Genomic DNA, 12,737 nt, shown 5'->3' on the forward strand with positions numbered 1-12,737 from the left:
TACAATCCTCGTAGTAAAACAAAATTACTTGGAGAGTTGAAATGAGCGAATTTAAAAGCCTACCGCAGATAGATAAAATTTTAAAAATGCCCGAATTTAAAGATAAAATTCCAGCTTTCGTAGCCAAATTTGCCAGAGAAGAACTTGAGTTTCAGCGTGAAAAAATCATAGCGAATAAAACTTGCGATCAGTTGCAAGATATTATAAAAAATATCCTAAAACGCTACGCAAAATTTGAAATTTCATCTTTGCAAAGCGTGATAAATGCAACAGGCGTTGCTGTGCATACAAATTTAGGCAGAAGCGTAATAGATGAAGAAATTTTGATGCGCGCAAAGGACGTCATCACGGGGTATTCTAACTTAGAATACAGCCTTGAAAGAGGGACTCGCTCAAACAGATACGATTACGTCGGCTCGCTTTTAGCGGAGCTTTTTGGCTTTGAAGACGCAATCGTCGTAAATAATAACGCAAGCGCCGTTTTTCTCGTGCTAAATACCTTTGCAAAAGGCGGTGAAGCGGTTATCAGCAGGGGTGAGCTGGTTGAGATCGGAGGAAGCTTTAGAGTACCTGAAGTGATGGCAAATTCGGGAACTTTATTGCGCGAGGTCGGCACTACAAATAGGACAAATTTAAAAGATTATGAAGCGGCTATCGGTGAAAACACCAAGATGATCGTAAAAGTGCACCGCTCAAATTTCGATATAGTCGGATTTAGCGAGGATGTTTGTATAAACGAGCTTTTAAATTTGGCTAAAAAGCATGAAGTAATTGATTATTACGATCTTGGAAGCGGATATGTCGGCGAGCTTCCTTATAATCTAGGCAAAAATGAGCCGAATGCGAGGGAATTTAGCGATGTTTCGTTACTAAGCTTTAGCGGCGATAAGCTGTTTGGCTCGGTTCAGTGCGGTATAATCCTTGGCAAACGCGAACTAATAGCAAAGCTTAAGCAAAATCAACTCCTTAGAATGCTTCGAGTGGATAAAGTGATAATATCGCTTTTAAGCGAATCGGTAAAGGCTTATATAAATAAAGAATTTAATCTTATAACCACAATTAACCAGCTCTATAAAGACATTAACGAGCTTGAAAATACCGCGACTAGGATAAATTTTGCTCTTGAAAAACCGCTTGAAGTGGTGCAAACCAAAACTTTTGTGGGCGGAGGCACTATGCCAAATAAGGCTATACCGAGCATTGCTCTTAAAGTGCGCGGTAACGCAAATTTAAACGAGGCGAAATTTAGAGCTAAAAATATCATCGGACGGATTGAAAATGGGGCGTTTTTGCTTGATTTAAGAAGCGTTTTGCATAAGGATGAAACGAGACTCATAAATTCGATAAACGAAATTTTAGGAGAGTGCGATGAATAGCCTCATAATCGGAACCGCAGGGCATATCGATCACGGTAAAACGGCACTTATAAGAGAGCTAAACGGCTTTGAAGGCGACGTGCTTGAAGAGGAAAAAAAGCGCGGTATAACTATCGATCTTAGCTTTTCAAATTTAAGGCGAGGCGAAGATAATATCGCATTTATCGACGTTCCGGGACATGAAAGCTTGGTTAAGACGATGATAAGTGGGGCGTATGGATTTGATGCGTGCTTGTTTGTAGTTGCCGCAAACGACGGGCTTATGCCTCAGAGTTTAGAGCATTTGCAAATTTTAAATTTGCTTCAGATAAAGTCTTTGATTATCGCCGTAACAAAGTGTGATTTGGTAGATGAAAGCAGGATAGAGCAGGTTAAATTTGAAGTTACAGAGGCTATAAGCAGACTAAAAAATCTTGAAATTTTAGAATTTTTTGCAGTTAGTATAAAAGACGCCCAAAGCATAGCCGAATTAAGAGATTATCTCTTTACCCTAAAGCCAAAAAACAAAAGCGAACACGGCGTATTTCGCTACTACATCGATAGGGTCTTTAGTCTAAAAGGAATCGGTAGCGTAGTAACAGGAACTATCATAGAAGGAAGCGTAAAAAAAGGCGAAAAGGTCTATAACTACGGCTCAGGCAAAGAAGCGATTGTAAGAAGCGTGCAAATTCATGATAGTTTCGTTGATGTCGCGTATGAAGGCAGCCGCGTAGCGCTAAATTTAACAGGTATTGAGCTAAATGAGCTTAAAAAAGGACAGCTTCTAAGCAAAAAAAGCTTTTTTAGGGGATTTAGGGAGGCTGACTGCTTCGTAAATGCAAAAAATTTAACTCACAATGAAAGCGTGACGTTTTGCGTGGGAGCGCAAACCGCAAGTGCAAAAGCGATTATTTTGAGCCAAAAAGACGATAGTTGTTTTGTAACTTTTAAATTTGAAAAGGATATGTTTTTAAAATTTGACGAGCCTTTCGTCTTGGTTGCAAATTCGCGCGTGATAGGCGGCGGTAGGGTTTTAAATTCGGTAAATGAACCGCTTAAAAAGGCGCAAAAAATTCTATTTTTAAATCATCTTTTTAAAAAAGATTTCACAAACGCTTTTACTTTGCTTAAGGACACGCATAAAAACGGCTTTGGCATTATCTCCTCTTATCAAAGATTTGGTTTAACTCACGAAGAAGCGGTTAATATAGCAAAGCAAATTCCAAGCGTTTATGTAGATGAAAAAGCCTTAAATATCTACGATATAAGCGCGATTTCTCGCATTAAAGAGATTATAAAATTTATGATAGAAAAAAATCCTTATGCGATATTTTCGGCTTCAAGTATCAGTCTAAAGCTAACTTGGGCGAGCGAGGAGCTATGTCAAAAGGCTATCGACGAGCTTTGCAAAAGCAGCCTCATAGCTCAAAATGAAGGCGTTTATACAAAAACAGGGGTTGATGTCAAAGAGCTTAAAGTAAGGCTTGAAGAGCGAATTTATCAAATTTTGGAAAGCTCAAATTTAGCTCCAGCCGCGCCTTATAACATCTATGACGAACTTGAGATAGATAGGCTTAGCGGAGATAACGCGCTTAAAAAACTAACAGGCATAAAGCGAGTAGTAAGGCTTGCGCATAATCTTTTCGTAACTTCAAAGGCTTTAAACGAAGCGACTAGTAAGCTTAAAGAGATAATAAAAACCGAAGGCTTCGTAAACGTAACAAATGCAAAAGATCATCTAAATTTAAGCAGAAAATACATAATCGCATATCTTGAATACCTCGATACTATGCCTGATATCGTAAAAAACGGCAATGATAGAGTGATGAAGGGGTGATTTTCTATCCGTTTAAAAAAAGTTATTATAATCGAGCGAAATTTCAACAAAGGTAAAACAATGAAAAAAATTATATTAGCGTCTGTAGTTGCGGCTACAAGTCTATTTGCTGCCAGCAATGAGCAGATAATCGAATTTTATAAGTCAATTGCTCAGCCTGGACTTATGTTTAAGGTTACGGAGCGTCAAAAACTAGCCGAAAATCCTGAATACGAGATGGTTGTAGTAAATATCAGCAACGGCAAACTTAGCGAAGATGAGATAATGTTTACCAAGGGCGATCTGCTTCTTCCTGACATCATCGATCTAAAAAACAAAAAAGCTTATAAAGCCGAGATGAAAGAGAAGATAACTGCTAAAAATATCGCAGCTCAGTTTAATAAAGAAGAAAAGAAAAATATCATAATGCTTGGTAATGACTCTAAAAAGCCTACTTATGTTATGTTTTCAGATCCTGAATGCCCATACTGCAGAATGGAGCTTGAAAAGATCGAGACGACTCTAAAAGAGGCAAATGTCCATATAATCCTAACTCCTGTACATGATAAATCAGCTCTTCAAAAGAGCTTTTTGATATATAAAGATGCGGTTAAGGCAAAAACCGATAGCGAAAAGATCAAAATTCTAAGAAAATATTTCGCTGAAGATTATAAAGTAGCGGATAATGCAGTAAGCGATGATGAGGTTAAAACGATGGATGATCTTCGCACGAAATACCTTGCGGCAGGCGTTAGAAGCGTGCCTTATATAATAAATTTACAAGATCTTAAAAAATAACACTTCATTACAAAAGCTCTCTTTTTGAGGGCTTTTATCAAATTTAGCCACTTTAAATTTTAAATTTTCTTTTTCGTCCGCTTAACTGCTTCGGCATTGATGCTGAAATTTCATCTTTGAATAAATATTATTATTTTTTTATATTTTTAAAGATTTTTAAAAAATATTATTTAATATCAGTTCTTTACGATTTCCAATTATAAGATATGCTAAATTTGCATAGTTAATATTTATGTGGCTCAAATTAGCTATTTAACGTTATTTGATAGCGATTTCCAATTATAAATATGCTAATTTTGAACATTTTAAATTGAATTTTGCTTTTTAATATAGACAAGTTGCTTTTATATATTTAAAAGCTGAAAGGAGAAAAGATGGAGGGATCAAGACGAGATTTTTTAAAAAAATCTTTAAAAATTGGCGCCGTGGGCGGCACGATGATAGCTACTGCTGCTATCGCAAATAGCGGCAGTAAGGCTAGCTTACAAGCTGATTCTAACGGAGTAGTGCTTGGTAAGTCAAGCAAAAAAGAGGTGCTTTATCAAAAAAGCAAAGAGTGGGAGTACTACTATAAAATCGCTTACTAAGGGAGAATACTATGAGTGATTCACGTATAGGAAGACGCTCTTTCCTTAAGCTTGCAGCCCTTGGAGCGGGTAGCACGGTCGCTTTTGGAGAGAATGAAGTCTTTAGAAAAGCCACGAACGAAGAGATAAAAAATCCGTTTGAGGGCTCAAAAAAAGTTAGAACCATCTGTTCGATATGTTCTGCCGGATGCGGTATAGAAGCAGAGGTAAAAGACGGCGTTTGGGTTCGTCAAGATATGGCGATGTATCATCCCGTATCTCAAGGCAGTCACTGCTGTAAGGGCATAGATCAAATCGATCTAACCAAGAGCAAGCAACGCATCAAATACCCTATGAAAAAGGTAAACGGCAAGTGGGAGCGCATAAGCTGGGAGACTGCGGTTAACGAGATCGGCGATAAGATGCTTGAAATTCGTAAAGAGCATGGACCTGATTGTGTCGAATTTTTAGGCTCTGCGAAATTTAGCAACGAGCAGTCGTTTTATTTTAGAAAATTTGCAGCATTTTGGGGCACAAATAATATAGACCACGTTGCACGTATTTGACATAGCGCATCAGTCGCCGGAGCGGCGAATACTTGGGGTTATGGCGCGATGACAAACCACTTTGGAGACGTGGCGGCAAATTCAAAAGCCATTATGGTGTTTGGAGCAAATTCCGCAGTTGCAAATCCAGTCGGAGGCATGAAGCACTTCCTTCAAGCTAAAGATAGAAACAACGCAAAGCTGATAGTTGTAGATCCTATCTACACAAAAACAGCGGCAAAAGCCGATATATACGTGCGTGTTAGACCGGGAACGGATATAGCTTTTGTTTATGGACTGCTTCATATCATATTTAAAAACGGCTGGGAGGATAAGAATTTCATCGCCGATAGAACTTACGGCATAGATGAAGTTCGCAAAGAGGCCGAGCACTGGACACCTGAAGTAACGTCTGACGTTACCGGAGTTCCTGCCGATTTGATTGTGCAAGTAGCAAATATTTACGCTCATACAAAGCCGGCTTCTATCGCATGGTCTCTTGGAATGACTCAGCACAGTATTGGCAGCTCAAATACGAGAATTTTGCCTATCCTTCAGCTTGTGCTTGGAAATATGGGCGTAGAGGGCGGCGGATGTAACATTATCCGCGGACACGATAACGTTCAAGGTGCAACCGATATGGGCAACCTAGCCGACAGCTTGCCTACATACTACGGGCTTGGCGATAAGGCTTGGAAGCACTTTTGTAAGGGTTGGGGCGTAGAATTTGACGAATTCGTAAAACGATTTGCCGTTTCAACCAAAGAGCCTAAAAAAGGCGGTACTCCTATAAAAGGAACGAAATTTGAGGAGTATTATTACCACGATCCTAAAAATCCTGAAGATAGAAACTGGAGAAATGAAAAAGGCTGGTCGCTTTCAAAATGGTGGCAGGGCGTTTTAAAAGAGGAAAATACTTTTACAAGCGGCGAGCTTAAGGTGCTTTGGGTTCAAGGAACGGGAATTACCTCTATGGCTCACCTGGCAAAAATTCAAGAGGCGATAGATAAACTTGATTTGCTAGTTATTGCAGAGCCGTTTGTAAATGAAGTTGCTATCTTAAGCGACAGAAAAGACGGAATTTATATCCTTCCTGTTGCGACTCAGTTTGAAAACGAAGGTATCGTTGTGGCTACAAACCGAGCTGCACAATGGAGAACGAAAGTTGTAGATCCACTTTATGAGAGCAAGCCTGATCATGAGGTTATGTTTGAATTTGCTAAAAAATGGGGCTTTTATGAGGATTACACCAAATCCTTAAAGATGAATGATGATCTTGAAGTAGTAAAAGATAGCTTCGTGTGGCCTGATGACGCTACAAGAGAGCTAGCCAGAATGGGTCAAACTATCGGGCTTCAAGGTTGGCAGCCTGAAAGATTAAGAAAGCATCAGCAAAATTGGGAAAATTTCGATCCTGATACGCTAATAGGAATAGGCGGAGACGTAAAAGGCGAATACTACAGCTTGCCTTGGCCTTGCTGGGATAAGCAGCATCCGGGAACTCCTATACTTTATGATCTAAATAAGCCTTATACCGAGGGCGGTTGCGGATTTAGAAATCGATTTGGTCTAGAGCATAACGGCGTTTCTCAAATCGCATCTGAAGCCGTTCAGCTAAAAGGTTCTAAGGTTAAAGGCGGCTATCCTCAAATCACTAAGGATAATATCGAGCAGGTGCTTGGCATAACCTTAACCGAAGAAGAAAAGGCTAAGATCGGTGAAAACTGGACTATGGATTATAGCGGTATCATAAATCAAAAATGCCGCGAAGCAGGCGTTGCTCCTTATGGAAACGCAAGAGCAAGAGCTATAGTTTGGGAATTTATAGATCAAATTCCAAAACACAGAGAGCCGATACACTCACCAAGATGGGATCTGGTGCAAAAGTATCCTGCTATCGACGATCAGGCTAGAAATTTCCGCGTTGAGACGAAATTTAAATCAGAGCAGCAAAAGCAAGATTGGAGCAAGGATTTCCCTACTATCATCAGCTCAATGCGCTTGGTGAATTTAAGCGGTGCGGGAATGCTTGAAAGAACAAGTAAATATCTAGCGGCTATCACGCCTGAGATGTTTGCTAACGTTCACCCTGAACTAGCGCTTAAATACGGCATACAAGACGGCGATATGATGTGGATTCACTCTCCGCAAGGCACCAAGATAAAGGTAAAATGCTATCACAACAGAAGCGTTACGCCAGATAGAATTTGCTTACCTTATAACTTCGCGGGCGTGATGCAAGGCGTTGATCTAAGCCACCGCTATCCTGAAGGAACTAAGCCATATACGATAGGCGAGCCTTCAAACATCGTAACAAACTACGGATTTGACCCTGTTACTCAAATTTCAGAGTATAACGCAGGTCTATGCCGTCTGGAAAAAGCGTAAGGAGTAAGCCATGGCAAGAATGAAATTTTTCGTAGATAACAACAGATGTATAAGTTGTTTCGGTTGTCAAGTAGCTTGCTCTTCGGCGCACGAAACTCCTGTGGGCATTAACCGCCGTAAGGTTATCACGCTGCATGACGGCGTTGAGGGCAAGGAGGTTTCAACAACCATCGCATGCCAACACTGCACGGACGCTCCTTGCGAGCAAGTTTGTCCTGTGGATTGCTTTTATATCCGCGAGGACGGTATCGTTCTTCATGATAAAAACAAGTGCATAGGCTGTGGATACTGCTTATATGCTTGTCCGTTTGGTGCGCCGCAGTTTCCAAGAGACGGGGCGTTTGGCATCAAGGGCGAGATGGATAAATGCACGATGTGCGCGGGTGGTCCTGCAGAGACAAATTCTCACGAAGAGCGCGAACTATACGGACAAAACCGTATCGCAGAAGGTAAAGTGCCTATGTGTGCGGCGGTTTGTGCGACAAACGCTCTTTTAGTTGGAGACGCAACCGAAGTTGCAAACGTATATCGCAAACGCGTCACACTTCGCAATACAGGCTTTTCTATCTAAATTTAAGGGGCAAATTTGCCCCTTTTTCTTCTCTTTTATCCTTTAAAATTTAGCTTTTATTTTATCTTTCATTAATCGCAGCGAGTTATAATTTTATGTAAAATCATAAAATCAAAGGATTTGAGATGAGGTATGTTCAAATTTTACTCCTTTTATTTATAGCCTTTTTCTTTGCGGCTTGCAGCACAAACAGCACGCCAAAACTATACTTAAATTCTAGTGCGCCGGTATTTATTACAAATTTAGACGCAAACCAAACGGTCTTTATAAATTTTAAAAACTCATCGGGACATCAAAACACTCTTGAAGAGACGGTTAGGAAGAAATTTGTAAGTAAGGGCTTCGTGCCCGTAGCTGATAAAAAGCGTGCGGATATCGTCTTGCTTGGGGATTTTATGATGCTTGAGAGAGTGGAGCGAAAAGATCCTAATGTCTTTATAAATTTAGGCTACGGCTTTGGCTCGTTTGGACGTAGGAGCTCAGCAGGAGTTGGCATGGTGTTTGGAGATCCTTTTTATGATGATTATTACGATACTCGCCACTATATCTACAAGGCAACGGTTAGCGTCTCAATCGCTACAAAAGAGCGTGAGCAACGCACCATACTTGATGTGCAAAGCGATAAAAACGTATATTCTCCAAGCTACATCATGCCTTTTGTAGAAGATAAGATAGCTACTCAGATAATCAACTTCTTTTATTAATTTTGTTTGTAGAGAGGGTGGATAAGCTCTCTTTGCAAGCCTTTATCCTTTTAGATTACGCTTATAATTTATCGAGCTAAATTTCAAATTCGGCTTTTAGTGTATATTTTAGGGTTGATATATATCAATATCTTTAACTGCTTAATAATGATATACTTAATCAAAATCAAAAGAAATCAAATTTCTCATAAATTTCATACAAAAAGGACGCAAGATGAGAGTAGTTTTAAGTTGTGCCGCATTGGCTAGCTTGCTTGTAGCAAATAGCGCAAACCCCGATAATATCGCTCCGTTAAAAGATTTCGCGCCACCTAAGCCATATACGCCAAATATCGCTCAAAGCGCATTTCCCGCACATCAGTTTGATCGTACGAATAGGGATGAGTATTTTTTCGTAACCGACCTGCTTGATGATTCGATGGATAAATTTCACGTTTCAGGCGGATTTTCCGGTAGAGATTTTTATAGCTCGACTCTTTTTAAATACCGTGGGGCAAATTTCTACACCATCTTCAACGCAAATTTTTCAAAGGGCAACCGCTACAAAGACGGTGGTGGCAATGAAGTTGATTTTGGCTACTCAAGACAAGGTCAAAGCGCTATTTTGGGCTTTGTGCCAAACGATATAAGCGAATTTCGTTTTACTTTTTTGCGTGATAATATAGATAACGAAAAAGAACCTCATCACGCGATGGACGCAGTTAAAACCGAGCGTAAGATAGCGAAATTTAACGCTCGTTTAGGCGAAGAAAGTCTTGCTAATACGCTAAATTTAGAGCTTATGCTAAGAGATATCAACCGCGACGCAAACAACTACGAGCTAAGAAATTCGGCTCAAAAAGTAAAAGTCGAAGTAGAGAGGAAAATTTTTGACGCGAAGCTTAGCTATGACGCTGATTTTGGCAATTTTCACAACATGATAGGCACTAGCTATCAGCGTGATTTGCATGAGGGCAAAAGATACGCATTTATGGGCGGCAAATGGGTATTTAACGGATATCGCTTCGGTGATGTTAAAAACCAAAGCGTGAGAGTGTTTGACGAGATATCTTATAAATTTAACGAAGCAAACAAGCTAAATTTGGCGCTTAACTACGAGTGGATGAGCTCGAATTTGCGCGCGGCGAACAACGCATACTCAGCGCCTATGCCTCAAATTTCAACGATAAAAGGGCTGGTTAAGTCAATTTACGGCGAAAATTTAGACGGTGACATCAAGCATAAGGCTTTAAGCGCGAGTTTGAAATACGAATTTAGCCCAAATGAAAAGGATCTTTACTACGCGGCACTTGAGAGCATTAGCAGGATGCCTTCAAATATGGAGCGCTTTAACATTCTTTACGGACCGCTTGATAACGGCTGGATATCAAATCCGTTCTTAAAACCCGAGCGCCACAACCGCGTGAATTTGGGACTTGAGTATAAAAGCGAGTTTTTCAAAGAGTACCTAAGCTCAAAGCAGGGCGAGGATAGCTTTGCGATTAAAGCTCATCTTATCGCAAGCGACGTAAAAGATCTCATCATCTATGATCGCAGGCACTCAAAAGCGACTATGCCGATGAACAAAAACGCCGTTATCTCTCGAAACGTTGATGCTGAAATTTACAGCGCAAATTTAAGCGCAAGCTATAATTTCTTGCAAAATTTCGGCTTAAAAGCGGCGCTTTTTTACAACTACGGACAAAACAAAACAGACGGCAGAGCCCTTTATCAAATTCGCCCGTTTGAAGCGAATTTGGCAGCTGATTACAAGAGCTACGCAAGCTTTGGAAGCTTTAGTTTAGGAAGTGCGCTTAGATATGTGGCAAAGCAAAACAGAGGCGATTTTGATAAAAGCACCGGACTTGGCATAGACAGCAAAGAGGCAAAAGCGTTTACGCTCATAGACGTTTACGGTGCGGTTGAATTTAGAAATAAATTCGGCTTAAGATTTGGCGTAAATAATATCTTTGATAAAGAGTATGCGGAGTTTATAAGCGGCGATCATGTCGCAGCTCTTGATCCAAGGAGGGTGAATGCTCCAGGCAGAACGGTGTTTGTGAGTTTTCACTCAAGCTTTTGATAAAAGCTAGTCTCGCAAGCGCTTTTTTGAGATTTTGCAAAATTTTCACTGCAGCAGGCTATCTTGCCTAGCTTTGCTTAATTTTGCTTCAAAGCTCAAAAAATCATCTCGCGATACTTTGCTTTTACGACTTTATTTTAGTTAAAAATTCAGATCAACACAAAGGATAAAAGATGAAAAGACGAAATTTCTTAGGTTTAGGCGCAGCTCTTGGAGTAACGGCGTTTGCTCCAAATTTGTTTGCAAAAGAGAGGTTTGATATATGGGGAATGCCTGCCATCCCAAGCACTATGCTTGCGGTTGCGACTATGCAAGGCGAGCTTAATAAAACTCACGATATGAAACTGCGAATTTGGAGCAACCCCGACCAGCTTCGCGCAGGTGTGGCAAGCGGAGATATGAAGCTAACCGCCGCACCTAGTAACGTGGGCGTAAATTTAGCCAACCAAGGCATAAAATTTGGCATGCTAAACATCATGACAAACGGACTTCAAAACGTCCTTGTTAAAGACGCAAGTATAAAAAGCATAGAGGATTTGGTCGGTAAAAAACTCATCATGCCTTTTAAAAACGATATGCCAGATCTCGTCTTTCGCGCCATTTGCAAAAAGCGCGGCATAGACATCTCAAAGATCGACATCACCTACGTGCAAACTCCGCCTGAGTCGGTTGGGCTGTTTTTGCAAAAAGACTATGACGCTGCACTATCTATCGAGCCTATGAGCTCGGCTGCCATACTTAAGGGCAAAAAGATGGGCGTGGATGTAAGCGTGGGCTTTGAACTGCCTGAAATGTGGGGCGAGAGCTTTGGCATAAAGCCATATATCCCGCAAGCGGGTCTTATAGTGAGTTTGGATTATTATAATGCTAACAGAGAGGTTTTTGAGGTATTTCATAACGACTTGCAAAACGCTCTTAAGTGGATTTTACAAAACAAGCAAAGTGCCGCTAAGATCGGCGCTCAGTATCTGCCTGCGCCGGAACCCGCTCTTGCAAACGCATTTGAGCGCTCAAATTTAACCGTAACTAAAGCAAGCGATTTGGCTGATGAGCTGATGAGCTTTTTTGAAGTGTTGTTTGAGCTAAATCCAAAAATTTTAGGCGGAAAAATGCCTGATAAGAGCCTATTTTTATGATTTTAATCGATAACGTTAAAAAAGATCGCGCGGCGATAAACCGCGTGGTTGATTATCTTTGGGGCGGATTTAGCGGATTTGCCACGATATGTCTTTTGATCGCTCTTTGGCAGCTTGGTAGCGAGAAATTCGGCGAATTTATGCTGCCTGCACCGAAGGTCGTTTTTCTTAAGGCGTATTCGCTTCTGCTTGAATACAAGGCAAGTGAGATTGATGTAACGCTGTTTAGATCGTTTGTGGGCGTGGGAACTGCATGTATCATCGGTATCACGCTTGGGCTTATTGCCGGTGCTTATAAGAGCTTTGCCGCGCTTTTAAAGCCGCTTATAACGGTGCTTTTAGCCATGCCGCCGATCATTTGGATAGTGATGGCGATATTTTGGTTTGGATTTGGAAATTTTAGCACTATCTTTACCATCATCATAACCGTTTTGCCGCTAACGTTTGCAAGCTCGGCGGTAGGTATGATGAGCGTTAGTGAAGAGCTAAAAGAGATGTTTGACGCATATCATCTTGGGCTTGTTAGGAAAATTCGCCACCTTTATATCCCGCATCTTACGGGGTATATCATAAGCTCGCTAAGTGTGGCTGTGGCGATGGGTGTTAAGATAGTCATTATGGCGGAGCTTTTGGGAGCAAATGAAGGAATGGGCGCAAAGATAGCAAGTGCGCGTGTTATGCTTGATACGACCGAGGTGATGGCTTACGTGGTGCTTGTTATCACTCTTATCATGCTCTTTGAATACCTCATTATCGAGCCTTTAAAAATCGCTTTGATGCCTTGGAAGCGCTAAGG

10 protein-coding genes are annotated in these 12,737 nt (G+C 40.8%); all 10 read left to right on the forward strand.

Going from position 1 to position 12,737, the window contains the following annotated elements; all coding sequences use genetic code 11:
• The first annotated feature begins 41 nt into the window (after positions 1-41).
• The gene (selA, locus tag ACHJH3_RS00340; RefSeq protein ID WP_407063116.1) at positions 42-1,376 is read left to right on the forward strand and encodes an L-seryl-tRNA(Sec) selenium transferase; all 1,335 of its coding nucleotides are present in this window, start codon (positions 42-44) and stop codon (positions 1,374-1,376) included.
• On the forward strand, positions 1,369-3,192 hold the full coding sequence (selB, locus tag ACHJH3_RS00345; RefSeq protein WP_407063117.1) for a selenocysteine-specific translation elongation factor: 1,824 nt from the start codon (positions 1,369-1,371) through the stop codon (positions 3,190-3,192). Before selA ends, selB begins: the two co-directional genes overlap by 8 nt.
• A 60-nt stretch (positions 3,193-3,252) precedes the next feature.
• Complete coding sequence (locus ACHJH3_RS00350; protein WP_407063118.1) at positions 3,253-3,969, forward strand: thioredoxin fold domain-containing protein; 717 nt, start codon at positions 3,253-3,255, stop codon at positions 3,967-3,969.
• A gap of 374 nt (positions 3,970-4,343) precedes the next feature.
• Complete coding sequence (locus ACHJH3_RS00355; protein WP_407063119.1) at positions 4,344-4,556, forward strand: twin-arginine translocation signal domain-containing protein; 213 nt, start codon at positions 4,344-4,346, stop codon at positions 4,554-4,556.
• A gap of 11 nt (positions 4,557-4,567) precedes the next feature.
• Positions 4,568-7,468: a formate dehydrogenase subunit alpha gene (locus ACHJH3_RS00360; RefSeq protein ID WP_407063120.1), complete on the forward strand. Its 2,901-nt coding sequence runs from the start codon at positions 4,568-4,570 to the stop codon at positions 7,466-7,468.
• 10 nt (positions 7,469-7,478) lie between these two features.
• Positions 7,479-8,039, forward strand: a complete 561-nt coding sequence (gene fdh3B / locus ACHJH3_RS00365; RefSeq protein ID WP_169941147.1) for a formate dehydrogenase FDH3 subunit beta — start codon at positions 7,479-7,481, stop codon at positions 8,037-8,039.
• Positions 8,040-8,164: 125 nt separating this feature from the next.
• A complete protein-coding gene (gene traT / locus ACHJH3_RS00370; protein WP_169941149.1) occupies positions 8,165-8,743 on the forward strand; it encodes a complement resistance protein TraT in 579 nt (192 codons plus the stop codon).
• A 214-nt stretch (positions 8,744-8,957) separates the two neighbouring features.
• Positions 8,958-10,805 carry a TonB-dependent receptor domain-containing protein gene (locus ACHJH3_RS00375; protein ID WP_407063121.1) on the forward strand — a complete coding sequence of 616 codons (1,848 nt, stop codon included), beginning with the start codon at positions 8,958-8,960 and terminating at the stop codon, positions 10,803-10,805.
• Between the two features lie 173 nt (positions 10,806-10,978).
• Positions 10,979-11,941 (forward strand): ABC transporter substrate-binding protein, encoded by a 963-nt coding sequence (locus ACHJH3_RS00380; protein WP_407063122.1) that lies wholly within the window; start codon positions 10,979-10,981, stop codon positions 11,939-11,941.
• Positions 11,938-12,735: an ABC transporter permease gene (locus ACHJH3_RS00385; protein ID WP_407063123.1), complete on the forward strand. Its 798-nt coding sequence runs from the start codon at positions 11,938-11,940 to the stop codon at positions 12,733-12,735. The genes ACHJH3_RS00380 and ACHJH3_RS00385 overlap by 4 nt, the downstream gene beginning before the upstream one ends.
• The last annotated feature ends 2 nt before the right edge of the window (positions 12,736-12,737 follow it).

The sequence above is a fragment of the Campylobacter canis genome (assembly GCF_045504005.1).
GTDB classification, from domain to species: Bacteria; Campylobacterota; Campylobacteria; order Campylobacterales; family Campylobacteraceae; genus Campylobacter_A; species Campylobacter_A canis.